The 16261-nt window shown below is 56.2% G+C and carries 15 protein-coding genes and 1 pseudogene; 11 read left to right on the top strand and 5 right to left on the bottom strand.

The features are described from left to right. On the bottom strand, positions 1 to 3249 hold the full coding sequence (locus ASD45_RS09785; RefSeq protein ID WP_056911319.1) for a site-specific DNA-methyltransferase: 3249 nt from the start codon (positions 3247 to 3249) through the stop codon (positions 1 to 3). Positions 3250 to 4184: 935 nt separating this feature from the next. Between ASD45_RS09785 and ASD45_RS23420 the strand changes: the two genes are divergently transcribed. Continuing rightward, the gene (locus ASD45_RS23420; protein ID WP_156380785.1) at positions 4185 to 4652 is read left to right on the top strand and encodes a hypothetical protein; all 468 of its coding nucleotides are present in this window, start codon (positions 4185 to 4187) and stop codon (positions 4650 to 4652) included. A gap of 1495 nt (positions 4653 to 6147) precedes the next feature. Here ASD45_RS23420 and ASD45_RS09780 read toward each other — a convergent pair. Next, positions 6148 to 7110, bottom strand: a complete 963-nt coding sequence (locus ASD45_RS09780) for a site-specific integrase (protein WP_244485268.1) — start codon at positions 7108 to 7110, stop codon at positions 6148 to 6150. 392 nt (positions 7111 to 7502) lie between these two features. On the opposite strand from ASD45_RS09780, the gene ASD45_RS23415 reads away from it, so the two are divergent. The 3 genes from ASD45_RS23415 (at position 7503) to ASD45_RS09770 (ending at position 10280) form a co-directional block, all read left to right on the top strand. Continuing rightward, entirely contained in the window at positions 7503 to 7889 is a 387-nt protein-coding gene (locus ASD45_RS23415) for a hypothetical protein (protein ID WP_156380784.1), read from the top strand. 259 nt (positions 7890 to 8148) lie between these two features. Continuing rightward, a complete protein-coding gene (locus ASD45_RS22995; protein ID WP_156380783.1) occupies positions 8149 to 9228 on the top strand; it encodes a tyrosine-type recombinase/integrase in 1080 nt (359 codons plus the stop codon). 860 nt (positions 9229 to 10088) lie between these two features. Further along, on the top strand, positions 10089 to 10280 hold the full coding sequence (locus ASD45_RS09770) for a hypothetical protein (RefSeq protein WP_056911316.1): 192 nt from the start codon (positions 10089 to 10091) through the stop codon (positions 10278 to 10280). A 420-nt stretch (positions 10281 to 10700) separates the two neighbouring features. On the opposite strand, the gene ASD45_RS23410 is transcribed toward ASD45_RS09770, so the two are convergent. Beyond that, on the bottom strand, positions 10701 to 10865 hold the full coding sequence (locus ASD45_RS23410; RefSeq protein WP_156380782.1) for a hypothetical protein: 165 nt from the start codon (positions 10863 to 10865) through the stop codon (positions 10701 to 10703). Between the two features lie 111 nt (positions 10866 to 10976). On the opposite strand from ASD45_RS23410, the gene ASD45_RS09760 reads away from it, so the two are divergent. Beyond that, positions 10977 to 11582 carry a hypothetical protein gene (locus ASD45_RS09760; RefSeq protein WP_156380781.1) on the top strand — a complete coding sequence of 202 codons (606 nt, stop codon included), beginning with the start codon at positions 10977 to 10979 and terminating at the stop codon, positions 11580 to 11582. Between the two features lie 279 nt (positions 11583 to 11861). Here the strand turns inward: ASD45_RS09760 and ASD45_RS09755 are convergent, their stop codons facing one another. Continuing rightward, positions 11862 to 12845, bottom strand: coding sequence for a DUF4238 domain-containing protein (locus ASD45_RS09755; RefSeq protein WP_056911313.1), 984 nt, complete (start codon positions 12843 to 12845; stop codon positions 11862 to 11864). Positions 12846 to 13209: 364 nt separating this feature from the next. Between ASD45_RS09755 and ASD45_RS09750 the strand changes: the two genes are divergently transcribed. The 4 genes from ASD45_RS09750 to ASD45_RS09735 all read left to right on the top strand — a co-directional run bounded on the left by ASD45_RS09750 (position 13210) and on the right by ASD45_RS09735 (position 14810). Then, the gene (locus ASD45_RS09750) at positions 13210 to 13485 is read left to right on the top strand and encodes a hypothetical protein (protein WP_056911312.1); all 276 of its coding nucleotides are present in this window, start codon (positions 13210 to 13212) and stop codon (positions 13483 to 13485) included. Positions 13486 to 13526: 41 nt separating this feature from the next. After that, positions 13527 to 13697, top strand: a complete 171-nt coding sequence (locus tag ASD45_RS22990) for a DUF3606 domain-containing protein (protein ID WP_082540748.1) — start codon at positions 13527 to 13529, stop codon at positions 13695 to 13697. A 386-nt stretch (positions 13698 to 14083) separates the two neighbouring features. Next, positions 14084 to 14371 carry a hypothetical protein gene (locus ASD45_RS09740; RefSeq protein WP_056911310.1) on the top strand — a complete coding sequence of 96 codons (288 nt, stop codon included), beginning with the start codon at positions 14084 to 14086 and terminating at the stop codon, positions 14369 to 14371. After that, positions 14340 to 14810, top strand: coding sequence for a hypothetical protein (locus ASD45_RS09735; RefSeq protein ID WP_056911309.1), 471 nt, complete (start codon positions 14340 to 14342; stop codon positions 14808 to 14810). Before ASD45_RS09740 ends, ASD45_RS09735 begins: the two co-directional genes overlap by 32 nt. Positions 14811 to 14832: 22 nt before the next feature. Here the strand turns inward: ASD45_RS09735 and ASD45_RS09730 are convergent, their stop codons facing one another. Next, positions 14833 to 15210 (bottom strand): hypothetical protein, encoded by a 378-nt coding sequence (locus ASD45_RS09730; protein WP_156380780.1) that lies wholly within the window; start codon positions 15208 to 15210, stop codon positions 14833 to 14835. A 231-nt stretch (positions 15211 to 15441) separates the two neighbouring features. On the opposite strand from ASD45_RS09730, the gene ASD45_RS09725 reads away from it, so the two are divergent. Beyond that, complete coding sequence (locus tag ASD45_RS09725; protein ID WP_056911307.1) at positions 15442 to 15963, top strand: hypothetical protein; 522 nt, start codon at positions 15442 to 15444, stop codon at positions 15961 to 15963. Between the two features lie 102 nt (positions 15964 to 16065). Beyond that, positions 16066 to 16261: pseudogene (locus ASD45_RS09720) on the top strand (transposase); the annotation flags it as partial.

Below are 16261 nucleotides of genomic sequence, written 5' to 3'. Positions count from 1 at the left end.
TCAATCCTCGAGCGGCATTATTTTCAGAGACTCGATCCCGCGGTCGTCCACGATCTTGACCGCAACTCGCCGGTTTTCGCCTGTTTCGAAGGGCAGGGAGACCGTACCGTGGAACTGCTCCAGCAAATCTTCGTCGAGCTCCGCGCGCACCGTCTTGCGCAGGCGGTTCCAGCCGCCTTTCGCATCTGCTATCGGGAAGAACACCTGATGCGGCATCAGCGAGCGGTTGTCGTAATCCACGTCTAGCGACCACATCGCGATATGGCTCTTGCCACCCGACACCAGATCGCCGGCCTGCGGGTCGAAATAGTCGAAGCCGTTGACCTCGACCTCCCACATTCCGTCCTTCCGCTTGCGCAACTCCACGTCCGGTTGGCCCATCAGCCAGAAGGACTCATTTGAGGCGCGCTTCTTTTTTAAATCTTCTGTCAGCAGGTCGGTATTCATTTGCGCCTTAAGCAGCGTGACACCGGGCCAGTTCACCTCGTCGATATCTTTTGCCGCCTCGGGGTCGAAAGTGAAGGCGCAGAACAAGATAAATTTGGGCGACGGGCGCAGGGTCTCGGCCTCGGTAAGCGCCAACTCGACCTGCCGCTGCTCCAGCGCGGCATGCTCAGGGCCGAAGCTGACTACGACGCGCTCGCCCGTCTCGGTGAGTGAGCCGCTAGTATGGATATACTTCAGGCCCGGCAGCGTCTCGAACTCGGCAAAGCGGAGCATCGCGCCACCTTTGCCGCGCACACCGGTTTTTAGGAGTTCGTCTCGCCACATCGCCTGACGCGAGGTCTCACCGGAGCGAGCGACAGTCTCGTCGGCCTCTTGCGGCGGTATGCTCTCGTCCAGCGACAGAACGGTCGGCGCCGGCACCGCCTCGACTGAGAAGGGGCCGCAGATGCGTAGCTTGGAGCGATCGATGCGCGGCTTGTCGTAGATGGTCTCCGGCTCGGCATGGTCCGCGATTGACTGGTCCATACGCCGCTGCATCGCCTGTTGGGCGTCGTGGAAGGCATTTAGAGGTGCTCGGCAGCCCTCTGGCCAGTCTTCTGGGAAGTCGACGGGCACCTCCCATTCGTGCAGTGTGTCGCCCTTCTCAAAATCCACCGGCTCGCCCTTGCGAGCGCCCAGCGCGGGCTTGAAGACCTTCGGCGGGGTAGCGGCAAGTGCGGCATTCAGGTCGGCCAGCGCGGCCGCGATCTTCGGGTGGTTCTCGTCGTAGATTGTGTCGATGTCGGGATTGTTGGCGATGCTCTTCAGCGTGATGTGCGGCACGGTTTCATAATCGAAGCCGCCCTTCAGCCCTTCGTGTGGATAGCGCAGAGCGTAATAATCGAAAGAGGCGGTCATCAGCCGCTGTTTGGCCAGCGTAATCGCCACACGCGAGGTGTCGCAAGTGATCCAGCGCCGCCCCCATTTCTCAGCGACGAACGCGGTAGTGCCGGAACCGCAGGTGGGATCGAGCACAAGATCGCCGGGATCGGTGGTCATTAGAACGCAGCGTTCGATGACGCCAGCTTGAGTTTGAACTACATACGTCTTTGTGTCGCCGAACCCCGACGAGCGAATGTCGTCCCAAAGTGAAACCTGAGGTTTGTATGGATAGTCCGAATGGTAGTTTCGCCACATCAGCGTGGTGCCTGCCGCCCATAGACGCCCCGCTTTCCTTGCTCGTTCAAGCCCGTTGTCACTGGTCGACCATCCGCGAACTCCGGGAGGACGATACTTCTGACCATAAAACTCGAAAGGATTCCTGGTTGTATCCGAGCCCGTCTGCGACGTGGCAGTAATCATTCTCAGGAAACGCCCCCCCGGAATGCTGTCCTCACCAGTTTTCTGCTTATAGGACAGGTCATGGATTGTTCCGTTCGGCTCCTCCACGCAAATGTATCGTTCTTCAGGTCGTTCAATTGGAGCCCGATCCCGGAATAGGCGTCTAAGTTTGATATCCCTTGGATTTGAGCAATACCAAACGAGAAAGTCGTTGATATTTGCGATGACTTTGGAGCTCTGGCTGGCGGCCTTCGTGAGAGTGATTTGTGACACGAAGCTTTCAACACCAAAGATCTCGTCCATCATCTCTCGGACGTGATGAACGTTATCATCCGAAATCTGCACGAACACAGACCCGCTCTCGGAAAGTAGTTCCCGCGCCAGCATCAGTCGATCGCGGAGATAGGTGAGGTAGGAGTGGATGCCGAGCTCCCATGTGTCCCGAAACGCCTTAATCATCTCGGGTTCCTGGGTGAGGTCTTCGTCCGAGCGGTCCTTCACGTCGCGCTTGTTCGTAAAGGGCTGAAAGTTAGACCCGTATTTAATGCCGTAGGGCGGGTCGATGTAGATCATCTGGACCTTGCCGCCCATGCTCTCCTTGGTCAGGAGCGAATTCATCACCAGCAAGCTGTCGCCCGCCGCCAGCCGGTTCGACCAACCTTTTTCGTGGTGATAGAAGTCCAGCGCTTGGCGCAGGGGTAGATTCTCAAATGGCGCCGCGAACATGTCCGGCTGTTGCCACTGCGTCGCCGTGTCCTTGCCCTTCAGCCGCTTTGCCGCATTGGCGAGGATCGTCGCCGGGTCCACCCGTTCATGTACGTGGAGCGAGACGGTATCGACCTCGAAACTCGTACGCTCGGCCTTGCCAGTCCAGTTGAGATAGGGCGCCTGCAGGCGCTTGAGCTCGTGCAAAGCATCCTGCATCCGCTGGGGATTGCCGCTGGCCAGCGCCTCATCGATCAACGTTTCGATCCCGGCCCGAGCGCTGTCGAAATTCAGAACCGGGTCGAGATGCGGATCGTAGGCCCACGTCGTCTTTGCCCCGTCCGGATCGGTGCCGGCATGGACCATCCCAACCTCGGGATTGTTCACGCGGGTTTCGCCGTGGCGATAGCTCAGCACCTGCAAGGGACCTTCCGGCCTGCGAGCAGCCTTCTTTCTGCCTACTGCGGCGCGTTGGCGTGGCGCCGGCTCATCCGTCGCCGTCAGTTCGAACTCGTCCCCATCTTCGTCGTCGCCGCCCTCTGCTTCGGGTTCGCCGTCCTCTTCGTCGCCCCCGGTGATCCGCATAATCGACCCACCGCGCCCGCGGCCGCGGGCCAGAACGCCATCCTCGACAAGCGCATCACGTGCCGCGACATATTCGTCTTCCGTGAGGCCCGGCACACGCTCGCGCAGGAGGGCTATCATCGCGCTATTGGCGATGGATGAGCCGTCTTCGGGGGTTAGGGAAAGGATCAGATCGGTGAGACTGTCGGACATCCGTAACCGGGCTATTTTGCGATGCGTCTAAGGCGTGTGCTGTTAGAGACTATCGCGTGAGTTTCTGCTTTGCACGCAAGTTCTTGTCAGGCGCGCGTGTATTTCTCAGATAAATCAGCATCTTGTGTACGCTGTCCCGAATCGGATATCAGCCACGGCTTAACTGCCAACCAAGCTTCAGCCGCTCGAAATCTGGCGCGAGGCCAAAAGTACGGGTTCAGTTCTTTCTGACAGCGCCACTGATCATCACTCGGCCGCGCTACTGGCCGGCTAACGCGGGCGGTTGAGCGGCGGAGCGAGCGCCAAGTCTAGACGTTATTTGCAACGTGCCGACCGACAATGGACAGAGAACTTTTGGCCCTATCATTTCGCCGCGGCAGTATTTTCTAAAATCCCTTTAGAGACAATTCCACGGTCGGCCCGCGCGTCGATTTCGTGGCCCTTCGTTGGGGCCGCGGCTACAAGCGCGCAATCTTCGAGATGCCAACGTTACGACGATTACGCCTTGTACCAGAGACCGTTCCCGTCATTTCCCGCATTTGGGTATGTGCAATTTTCAATAGCAATCCAGAGTATCCCGAAGTCTCTAGAATCCGCACTTCGGGCGCGAATGTAAGTCGTAAATCATTGAGAAATCTGACGCGGCCCAAACGACGCGCATAGATAGAGCATAAAAAACCAAAAATCGGGCAATTCGATACTACAAGTTTACTACACGCTGGTAGAAACTGCTGTAGTTTCTGAGGTTTTATGAAAACGCAAGGTGTCGTATTCTATTCATTTCCCCGGTATTCGCGCCCGTAGATCGGGCATTTTCCTACATGCTTGTAGTATTTTCAGACATGTCTGAGCCGGTAATACGACGACTTGGGGCGCCTCATCTGGGCAACCTTTCATGGCAGAGTCATAGATAGATACATCTATCGGAAGTCGATATGACGAAAAAGCGGGACCGCTCGTATTACGAGGAGCGCCTTCGAAAAGAGCATCCAGGCATCTATCGAGATTTCCGTGCGGGCAAATTCAGTAGCGTCCGGGCTGCCGCCATATCGGCTGGGCTAATCCGCCAGCCCACTCGAGTCGGGGCGCTCAAGAGAGAATGGCGCGGAGCCAGCGCAGCGGACAAAGTGGCGTTTCTCAAATGGCTTAAAAGCGGGACCGCCAAGTCAACGAGCGGCACGGTTACCATTGCTATGCCGGATGGCAGGCTAAAGGCCTCGGTAGTGTCGGCATTATTGGACTGGCTAAAGTCGACCAGATCCAGGCCCGGGCGCATAATGAAGGAAATTGGCGGCTCAAATTACGACTATCGAATGAGCGCTGCACTTTTCCAGTGCGATCCACTTCCCGAGCCGATTTTGGAGAAATTAGCTCTTTGGATGCGTCGTCAACGGCTGTCGTAGATATATCTATCCGCAGCGCGCTCTAGCAGCCCCTTATAGCAAGGGGCGGCGAACGCAAATATGAACTGGCTCGTCGCGGCCTAGGGACGGCCTCAGGTGAGCTTATCTTCTAATGCGAGGTGTAGGGAGGCGAAAAGCCTATCGCGCGCACCGGTGAGCCGCGTCGGCTGTTTCCGCGCTGCTCATCATGGACTGATTATGTTCTTGATGACACTTGAGACATGATCGTGAAGGACCAGTGGCTGTCCCCGCGGAGCCAATGATTCGATCGAAGCTCATCAGTCCTAACCGGGCGGGGCGGCAACCGTCGTGAGCTCGGCATGCCGCTGTCACGTTTCACCACATTTATAATGTCTATGATTATTATATATAAGAGGAAAAACGTGACATCTCCGGCTAGGTTACTTGCTGGTGAGGTGGTAGCCCATCGCCGTCCCCGGTGTTGAAGGCCCCCGCCAAATCAGAGTTACCGAATCCCCCGGTGCAGCTGGACTTCTCACTGCGCATTCCACGGTCCGTCAGCGGTACAGAGTCTTCGGACGACCCGAATTCTGTTCCGTGCGGTACGAGGCCGGCACTTTAGCTTGTTAGCCAGTTCCGTGTACGACGGCTTTCGGCCAAGCGACAGCGATAGGATGCGTTCGGCGCAGTCCGCCTTTAGCAACTCAAGCTCTCGACCACGCAATTGTCGTGCTGCGGGATGCGCGGTAGATGTCCATAGCCGCAACTTTTGAAGTCGCTCTTCAGCCCAATCGCGCATAACTGCGTTAGAGCCGCTTTCAAGATGCCGAGAGGCAACGGGCGTGCGCGTTTGTGTGTCCTTAGCACGTTTGCGGCGTTGCCGGACTCGATTTCCTACTCTCTTTCTTTCAGCCTCAGACATAAGCAAATAGCCCGGCGGATAGCCCTTTTCTATAGATCGAAGCTCACGTTTCGCCAGTCGCTTTGACGCGCCATGCTCTCGCCCGAGTTCGTACAGGACTGGTCCGCGATCACCTTCGGACAGAGACCAGAAGTCGGCCGGAAGATCAGCTTCAGTAAAATTGCGAGCACGGAGCCATCTTTGCACCTTTAACTTCTGAACCTCGATGCTATCGGCATTCGCGGGCAGATGCGGTCCATTTTTTCGCCTGTAAGCTTCAATTGCCGCGGAAAGAGTAGTGCTCTTAGTGGTAAAGTTGGAGTCGTCTCCGTCGTCCGTCCTTGTCGTGCTCATCGATGCTCCTCGTGCATTAGCTGCCACCGCAGCGAATGGTTCTCGTATCTATTATAGCAACGGGCGAGCACTCTGCGGCGCAACATTAAAGTCAATAATTTGCGCGACCAATAATTCCTTGGCGCGCCAAGGATTGTAAGGAAAATCAGTAAGAACTCAGGAGGCAATCCTCCCATATAAAGCTGTCCCGTCTAGGGCTTCGTCTTTCTTGGCAGCGCCAGTGAATAGCAGTGAACTCCGTTGCCTGATCCTTATTTAAACATGCGCGGGCGGGCGGAGTTAACTTAGTTGATCGAGCTTCGTCACCAAATCGGTTGCCCGTAGGTGAGTGTAGCGTTGCAGCATTCTCATGCCCCGGTGTCCGGAAATCGCCGCGACTTCAAACATTTGAAGACCCCGCTCGAATAGTCGGGATATCGCCTCGTGGCGGAGATCGTGGAAGCGGAGATCTGATATACCGGCGCGAGCTCGGATCCGCTGAAATGCCAAGCGGACCGCATTTGCGTTCAACGGAAAAACAGGAGTGCCGGGGGCTTCACCAAAACTGGTCATGTTTTGCAGGATGAGAGTAGCTCGCCGTGTCAAGGGGATTGTCCGGGATGCGCCGGTTTTAGACTGACGAACGTGGACGACGCGACGAGAAAGCTCCACGTCCGACCAACATAGGGAAAGTATCTCGCCCCGTCGCATGCCCGTCTCGAGGGCGAAAATAATGATCGGCTTCATATGTGCGGTCTGGCCTGCGTCACACGCGGCTAAAAGCAGGCTTTCCTCTCCGTCCAGAAGTCGACGCGTTCGTTCGTTATTGACACAAGGGCGCCGGATCAGCTTCGCAGGGTTATGGGAGAGTGGGAGCCCCCATTCCAGTGTCGCGACGTCCAGCGCATGGCTAATCAAATTGAGTTCTCGCAGAACCGTAGCGGGTGTTACCTTCTGCAGACGTTCATCTCGGTATTTTGCGAGATCAGCGCTGGCGAGCTTGGCCAAGCTCTGGCCACCGACGTTCCTTCGAACGATACCCATTATACGAGCTCGCTCGGAGTAGGCGCCTCGCTTGGTAGGTGACACCTGGTCGCGGTATCGCATCAGGATGTCGCCAAGCGTCAATTTTGACGCCAAACGCACGTCACCGAGTTCCCCTAAGCGATCAGCTTGAGCCTCGATCTCGCGCGCCCAGCGGACCGCATCGCTTCGACGATCAAATGATCGGCACCTAGAGACAATCCGCTTCTTGCGCACCATCGCCTGCCAACGTCCACGAAGAAGTCTGATAGTCGCCACGGCTCACCCAACGGATTGCACGTGGCAAGTAGAGGACATCGCTTACGCGGTGCCAAGGAGAATTCCTTAGTCGCTTTAGTCAGTGTGCCTCTGATGTGCCGCGAACTGACGAAGATGTTCGATCCTTGTGAAAATCACCTGTCGGATCAATAGGAACCGATTGAATGCGCGGCATCGGAGACGGCTAAAGCGCTGCCTTGTAAGGGCAGCGCTCATCGTGTCGAAGCGCGGTCGCGCTGAGCTAAAACGCGACCCGCTCCGCAGTGAAATAAGGAGTTCATTTGAAGGCTAACTGATTGACGGCATACGCAGGCCGTCCAAAAATACGAGTCTGCTAAAGACGGAGATGATCATTGAGACGTGAACTCGTGTTGTTCGGATTGATGAGTTTTGCGCTTTTCGCTTTGGAGTCGTCTGGATCGTTCGCCGCGAGCGGCGCTGCTCAGAAGAGAAGCGTGATCTCGGCCCTAGAGCGGCAGATTGTAAAGAAGGCTGAGGAAGCTGTTCGAGCTAAGCTGCGTGATCCTGCTTCCGCCCGCTTTCGTGGCGGCAAACTTTACCGGCACCAAGCAGTTTGCGGGCTGGTTAGCGCCAAGAATGCCTACGATGGTTACGCTGACGAGGTGGTATATTTGCATATAATCGAATCTCGACAGAGCTTCATCTTGGAAGATGGGGGTCAGAATTATACCGAGAAAGACCGTTTGGTTGCGCTCTTTGAAAAGTATTGCCGACCCTGAAATGATGCGAAGCCCTCCGCATTGTGCAGCTTTCGCGGAGAGGACCGCCAACATGCAACCGAAAAAATGAACGCATCCGGCCCGCTGAGCGCTATATCGACGGCATGGGACGAGGCGTTTGCACATTTCGGCAGAGAGACCTCACGGCGGCAGTGAAGGCCGTAGTCGCCGCTGGAGTAAAGATCTCGCGCGTAGAAATCGATCGCGACGGAAAGATCTCGATTGTTCCAGAAGAGACATTCGAGAAACAAGATAGTGGATGCAGAAACGAATGGGACCCCATCTGATGCGCCGCCCGCCAAAATGGGTGCAGTGCTTTGTGGATAGGGGCGGGAAGCCGCGCTTCTATTTTCGCCGCCGTGGCTTCGCGAGGGTGCCTTTGCCGGGACTGCCTTGGTCGCCCGAGTTCATGAGGGCGTATGAAGGGGCACTCAATGATGCTCCTCAGAAGGTTGAGGTTGGCGAGGCTCGGACGAGAACTGGAACGATCAATGATCTGATCGTCAAATTCTATCGATCGACTGAATTTCAGGGGTGGTCTGCGGAAACACAACGAAGTCGGCGAAACATTCTAGAACGGTTCCGTCTGGAAAATGGCGACAAAACCGCAGCAAACCTGCAGGCGCGGCATGTAGCAGATCTGATTGCTGCAAAAGCATCAACACCTGCGGCGGCGCGCAATCTTAAGAAGACGTTGGCTGCGCTCATGCGATTTGCCGTTTCGCAAGGAATCCGAGGCGATAATCCAGTTGCGGGGGTAAGCGCCCCTAAGATTAAAGGGCCTGGTTTTCAGACTTGGAGCGAAGAGCATATCGCCGCGTTTGAAGCAAAACACGCTATTGGCAGCAGGGCGCGGCTTGCCTTCGCCCTGTTGCTTTACACCGCCCAGCGCAGAGGTGATGTAATCCGCATGGGCCCGCAACATATTAGAAATGGCCTTATGGTGGTAAGGCAAAACAAAACAGGCACTGTCCTGCAGTTGCCACTCCATCCTGAATTGCAAATTGTTTTAGACGCGAAACCTAGCGAGCATATGACATTTCTTGTGACAAGCTCCCAAAAGCCATTTACCTCACCGGGATTTGGAAACTTGTTCAATAAGTGGTGCAAGGAGGCGGGGCTACCACGTGGACTGTCGGCTCACGGCTTGAGGAAGGCAGCTTGTCGTCGTCTGGCAGAGGCAGGTTGCTCGGCAACACAGATAATGGCAATCAGCGGCCATCGGAGTCTGGGTGAGGCAGAAAGATATGTGCGAGCCGCCGACCAAGTGCGTCTTGCACGATCCGCGATGGCGACGGTAAGCAAAGAATTTTTGTTGAGGAAGAATACGCCAAATTAGTCTTATGGCGCACCAAAGGGACCTTGCCACAAGACTATGAGAGGCCCTGAAATGGGTCCGGGGGCGTGAATGCGAAGCGATCGCGCCCCGCGAGTGGCATGGTCAAATCGCGCATTGTCGCGCTGTGGGAGGTGACCGTTGAGAGCTTTCCTATTATTTCTTCTGACGACAATTCCCGTTTCAGCGTCTGAATTACCGCGCGAACTCCTCTTGCATTGTGAAGGCAAGGTGACTGCGTCTTTCTCGAACATGGTCGCTGACACGCGAAAGTTTTCGATCAACGTAAGCCTACGAAACGGTGTAATGAGCGACGTTGCGAATAGGCATATGGACATGCAGTGCGAGCTGGTTGGTCAAATGATCGAATGTAGATCGAGTGGCGTAGCCGAACTTAATACAAAGGAGTTTAAAGGCAGCGAAAAACGCGTGCTTAAAGCGGCGCTATCGCGTCTGACTGGGGAGTATCATCTCGAGCTTAAGACAACTAGCATGACCGAGAAGGGTAGCGCTGAAAAGGCGACCGGCGGGTTCTTGCTCCGAAGACGCGGACATTGTGTTGCAACTGGAAGACCTTTGTTTTAGCTGGTGGCTTCTGGGAGACGAATTGTTCGGGGCGGAAGCCAGCCGCGTCACACTCGCTCCATGGCGACGGTTGGCGCCGGCTCAACCGCGAGCTCAGACCACCCGTGCCGTGTGGCGTCTCCACATCCATCCCGTCCGCGCCCAAATAGGGCGGGGCCGGATGGGGATGGGCCCGAAGGGCCGGACGCGGAGTTGTTTGTAAAAAGGTCTGTTTGTTCTTACATCAATAAAGACGTCGCATCTCGCGGCGCATTTAATATTAAAAGTGGAGAACCTGAATGGATATACAAAATATGGTAGGAAAGAAGGTCACGATAGATCGCAGTGGCGAATCGCATCAAGGTGTTCTGGGCATCGGTAAGGCGGTGTTCGGCACTCGCAATGGCGCCGAGCGTGCTTACAGCCTACTGGAAGATAACGGTGAGGTCCTTGAGTTCGCCGCGTCTGATTGGACTGTCAAATTGCACTAAGGTGACGGCCCCGGGTCATACCGGGGCCTTTTCGGTTCGGGGCCCACCCTGGCGTCGGCTGGTGAGGGGTTCGGCGGACGATTATGACTTTCCGCTTATCCGTTTGAAGGACTGGTTGATCGGAGCGTTCTGGCGCAAGCCAGGAGAGGGCCTGATCGGCTACCCCGACCAACCTCGGTGTGACCGTCGTGGAGCAGCTCGTAGGCCTTGGTCTTGAGGGCCTCGTAATGCTCCCAGCGATCGAGATCTGAGACGCCCGAGATATTCCGGGCCTCCTCCATGACTTTCTGAAGCGCTTCCTCGTACATGCTCATGGCAATCCGTCCCTGGCAAAGATTTGCCGGAAAAGACGTGCCGGTAAAATGGATTACGAAGGGAACTCACCAGCCCCTTGAGTGTCGGTCAGGCGCCTCTCATTTGTTAAATGGAGACGTCGACTAACGCACCGCCCGGCACCATCGTTGCCGACGCGGCCTCGTATTCCGTCTCGCCGCAGGCCTCCCAGCCGGTGAGAGTGTTGGTCTTGGCCTCCGCCTGGCCGTCCACATCGCCGTTGCGTTGCCGGGCACCGCGAAACAACGCCACAGGAAGCCGCGGAGGCCGAGCTTCGGGCTGAGTTCATGCTATTGTCGAAAGCCAATTGTGGGAAGTCAGAAGCTGAAATCCACTCGATGATGCGGCAAAGGGGGCGGCTGCATGACTAAAACGAACAGATCAGGACATTTCCCAATCCTAGCCGTGCAGCCTTCAACTCAGCGGCCGCTTGTTGACGTTCTTCGTCACGAAGGGGGCCACATGGTTGTCGCTCGTGCTCTAGGATTTGAAACAGGTGACCTAGTGCTGAGCAAGGATGGCGCGGGTGCTAAGATTAACCCCGAGCCCAAGCTGGGCAGCTTGCAAGAGGTCTGCGGTTACATGAAAGCACGAATGATGGTTCTCTACGCCGGCGTGCTTGCGGAGTCGCTGAAGGCGGGGAAAGTACAGAACCAGAAAGCTATTGAGCTCGCTAACGGTATCGAGGGGAAGGATGATCGCTCTAAAGTTAGCGAGTTCTCAAAAATCGTCGCGGGCATCGAATGTGGCGATCGCTCGTTTGGTGAAGTGGCTTCTGAAGTCGAAGCGCAGGCGTGGAATAGATCCGCTTACCTGGTCGAAAAATACGGCTCGCAGATTGTTGCCTTGTCCAAAATATGGCGGGAGACGGTTGGCGGCGCCGAGGATTTTGCAATTTCCGCGAGCGATATAAGTAATATTGACGTTTTTGCGAACATTCCCGTCGGGGGAGATCTTGGGCAAGCCTAGCGCCACCGAGAACTGGTACTTCGACCAGTTGGCCTCGCATCTCCGCGACAGTTAGATACGCTGCCCGATCTACCCGAACCTGCGGGCATCCGAACGCTCGCATCCTCGCGGCGTTGCCTTCTGGGAGACCGGTGCAGGGATGAAGGCGCACCACTTCTTTGCGGTCGGGCTCTAGCGACAGGCTCACCTCGAGTACGACGCCAACCACGATGGGTTTGAGAGGCGCCATGGTGTCACCCATGCCGAGCTGGTCAAAAAACAATTGAAAGAGCTGGGGCCTTAGCCCGGGGCCGTGGATGCTGGAAGGGATGACACCGAAGCGGGCGGCGTGGTGTCGACGCGTTCTGGAACGGCTCGGCTATCTTTTGCCGCATTAAGGGCCTGTTGAACCTGCTTCGGTGTCAGGATTTCCCTGTCAGGGAGTTTGCCAAAGTGCTTTTGCACAAACGGTAGCTGATGGTCATCGACGCCCCACACATAGAGGCGGGCGCGTTGAACCGTCGTCCGGTTTATCTTCTTCACCAGCTCGGTCGGATTGGCTTCACCCGCTGCTCTCCCGATACCGGCGTCATGCGCGGCGAGAAACATATCGTAGGGTCCAATGGGTAAGGCGATATAGGCATCACGCTGTCCAAGGCCCTTCGGCATCTCCAGGGGTCTGTCAGAAGTAAGCAGGGGCACCTTCGAGCGACTGAGATTGAGCCGGCTCCACTGCATGCCAAACACTGTAGGGCCAACACGGTTATTGTCGATGATGTCCTGCAGCATCCTCGCGGTCCCGATATACGGTGCCGCCGGGTCCGTCTTGGACATGAATTCTTCGTAGGTTTCCGGGGCGCCCGGTATCCGGCGTGCGGCGTAGTCGGCTTGCAAAGACCTGGTGGCTTCGCCGTACATCGTGAGGATGTGGTTGCGAATGAACGTCACGGCCTCGGGATTGCGGAAAAGCAGGGAGGTTATGAACCGCGTCCAGGCACTACGCAGTCGGCCAGGCCAAGGACTGTACGGGTCTTTGAGTATCTTATCGAGCGCGTTCTTCGCGTCCGTGTCGACCAGCTTTAAGAAAATAGTCTCGAAGTTGTGCGCAGTCTCCAGCGGCACCCCCTCAACGCGGTACAGGTCTTCGAGATAGCCCGTGCCCTCGGCGGACGTGCCGCGTGGTTTGACCGTGCCGTAGACCTTCTTGTGCTCACATAGGTTTCCCTTGCTGCGATCAGCAGCCCACTGGCGAAGGTAAAATGCCGGGATGTAGTGGTGCTTCATTGGTATAGGCTGACTGGGGCGGTTTCCTCACTTTTCCACGGGCATACCCTGCCGACAAATCAGCCTTCAGGCGCGCGATTTCTGCCTCGTAGTAGGCGTTGGCGACCAGGACCATCCGCAGGGCGTTTTTGTGGTCGCCCTTGCATATCTCGAGCACCTGCCAGAGGTCGTCATCGACCGAAACGTTTTTTCTTCCTCGCGTCCTTTTGGGCCTTGGCGAGGGTCAGCCCGGGTGAGCGGGATTCCGAAATTCTCTGAGACGTACGCGGCTTCGTCCGTGAGTTTTTGGGGCAAATCCAACCCGGCACTCCTTGATGGCTCATAACGTTCTCAGTAGAACGAAACATGAACACAGAGTCAAGGCATGCGGCTGGTCGACTATCCCTTCATCGTGGTCAGGTTCCGCTGCGACCTTTGCAAACGGTCCGGGCAGTCGAAATTGGCCCGTTTGGCAGCCAAATACGGTTGCGAAACCACCGTCGACGCCATGTGCGAGCGGATGACCCGGGATTGCCCGTGGCGGAGCGACAAGGCACTCGAAATCAAGGGCTGTGGTATCTACCTGCCGGACCTTCCCCCGAAGGTGCCTCCAGACCTACCTCCGGAAATGGCAAAGCTGAAGCTGGTCGGAAACCGCTAGCTCGTGCGGACGTTGGTTTCGAAAGGAGACGCCCATGTCCGATGACTGAACGAAAAAAAGGCCCCCAGGACCGCAGCCGCATCAACCTCAGCGAAGATTATGAGGTCCGCTACTGGTCCGAGAAGATCGGCGTTTCGGCGGACGCATTAAAGGCCGCGGTCAAGAAGGTCGGGAACTCCGCCAAAGCAGTGGAGCAGGAGCTGGCTGGATGACAGGTCTCGTAACCTTTTCCTGACGGTTACCCGACCGAGGAAGCGAAGGTTCTGTGTGCCCGTGTGACGCTCAAATCTCAGCAGTCTGACCGCGAGTTCGTGATGCTGGCGATGATCGCAGCCCAAGCCGCCCTCGCGAAGCACTTTCACCCCGGCGAGCGTGATGCCGAGGAGACCCTCAACACCATCGGGGCAAATTCTCGATCATGAGGACCTGGTCGAGGCTCTTCACCGCGAAATCAAAATAGATGAAGTAGACGAAAAGGCGCCTGCAGCTAGGCCTCAGGGCCGCCAACCTCAAAGGCGCCAAGGGTGCGCCATATCTGAAATTCATTAAACCGTCTCTGGCCACGCTCGCCAGCAATCCACCCTCTGGCGATCGCTGGGTGCATGAAATCAAGTTCGATGGCTACAGGCTGCAGATCCATCTCAAACAAGGCGACGCGAAGTTTTATACCCCGCAGGGCTACGACTGGACGCCGCGGTTCAAAAACCTGCTAGAGCCGCTTTGGAAGCTTCCGACATGTGGTTGCATCCTCGACGGGGAGGTCATCCTTCCTGATGAAGAGGGCGTGCCAGACTTCGGTGCCCTGGAGTCGGCTCTGGCAAAAAGCGGCTCAAACGACCTGGTCTTTTACGCCTTTGACCCTGCTGCTCCACATCGACGGCTTTGATATCAGCAAATGCTCTCTCCTCGATCGGAAGTTTGTTCTCGCCGAACTATTCGAGGGCGCAAAGCCGCCGCTGATGTACAGCGAACACCTCGAGGTCGACGGCAAGGATATGTACCGTGACGCCTGCAGGCTCAAGCTGGAGGGCGTTGTATCAAAGCTCGTTACCGGCACATATCAGTCCGGCCGGTCAAATAATTGGAGCGAAACCACTTGCAGGAATCGGAAGGCCTTTGCGGGCATCGCATACAAGGGAAACAAGTTTGACGGCATTTATCTTGGACGGCGGGAAGACGGGTCCATAAGCTACGCCGGTAAGGTCGAGCATGGTTTTAGTGCGGACCTGCAGCGGGACCTCGAGACGAAGGCGAAAACGCTTTTAATGCCGCGTCAGGTGCTTAAGCCGCCTATCAAAAAGCCCAAGGCGAGGTGGCTCATTTAAGATGCTGCGCGAGGATCTTTGATCACTCTAGCTTTTGCGCGAGTACGCGATCGATGGCGCCCCATTCGAACAGTTTGAGCCGCCACCCGCCGATACTGGAGGAGTAATAATCCGGGGGAGCGCCGCCCTCTACGATCGTGTAGAGATGCCCGCGAAACATGCCGACAGTCGATTTCACATATATCTTAAAGGCCGCCTCGGGGGCCGACTTGCTTTCCGTCGCGCACACCCAATTTTCTGAATCGACCACCGAACAGCTTTCAAGAATGCGAGTCCCTGGAAACCAATCTCCGTTGGATTCTACAGTGGTGACCTGGATTTTTTGGGTTACTGGATTGACCCTGATGGACAGCGCTGCACCGGTCCGCTTGATGTTCGGGCAGCGGAAATTCTTATCCAAGGGTGTGCTATCGCATTTCAGTAAGAGGACGCGCGTCTCATCCAAGGCATTGCACCCGGAGAGTAGGGAAAGGCCAATAAGGGCAAAGACGTATCTCATGCCAAAAAGAGCCCCCGAAGGGGCCTTATCCGCGCGACGAGGGGGGAGGCGCGCTGAACCTCGGTATTATGCCTTGAGCTTAAGATACTTTACAAGCAGCCAGTAAACCCTGTCCCACTGAGTGAGAGACCGATGGCAAAAAAGACGGATGACCATAAGAAGTTCTGGGACGACATTGCGAAGCCCGACTACGAAGACTTTATGAAAAACAAAGGCGACATACGGAAGGCATTTCATGCTGTCACGTCGGCGAACCACATGGCCGACTGGGTATATCAGTCGAATCGAAGCTATTTTGATACTTTCACCTTTACGGACAAGAACGGGCAGCAGCAGCCGGTGAACAGCAACTCCACGTTCGCAAACTACGTTCGTGAGCAGATATCCGACTTCGAAATTCTTCGTGGCATATCGAACGCAAGCAAGCACTTGAACGTAAAAAAGGCGCAGAATGACGATGCTCCAACCAGCGCCGCGAATACTTATGTTACAGCCGCCACATATGACAGCGAGGCGTTCGACAGCACCGCCTTTGATGCCGGCGCTGTAATGCAAGAAGGCGCGTCCGGAGACTTCCCATTAGATGAGAAGATAACGTCGGTAATGGAATTCTGGCCGGAATTCTGCAAACAACACGGCATACCAATAGAATAAGAGCCTCACTCGAGGCTCTTATTCGTCATGTGCGTTGACCCGCTCCCCTGAAATGTCCTCGGTCTTAAGCTAGGGCTCTGTTCTCCGCCAAGGAGACAGACGATGCGTAGGAGCAAATTCAGCGAAGAACAGATCATCAGGATCTTGAAGGAGCATGCTGCTGGGCTGTCGGCCAGCGATGTGTGCCGCAAGCATGGCATCAGCGATGCCACCTTCTACAGCGGCGATCCCGCTTTCGCGGGATGGAGGAAGTCTCTGACGCCCGGAAGCTGAAGGCGCTGGAGGACGAGAACCACAG

It is taken from the genome of Pseudolabrys sp. Root1462, from assembly GCF_001426945.1.
GTDB lineage: Bacteria > Pseudomonadota > Alphaproteobacteria > Rhizobiales > Xanthobacteraceae > Pseudolabrys.
Note: the sequence above shows the minus strand (reverse complement) of the source record. Positions and strands in the feature narration are given on the sequence as shown.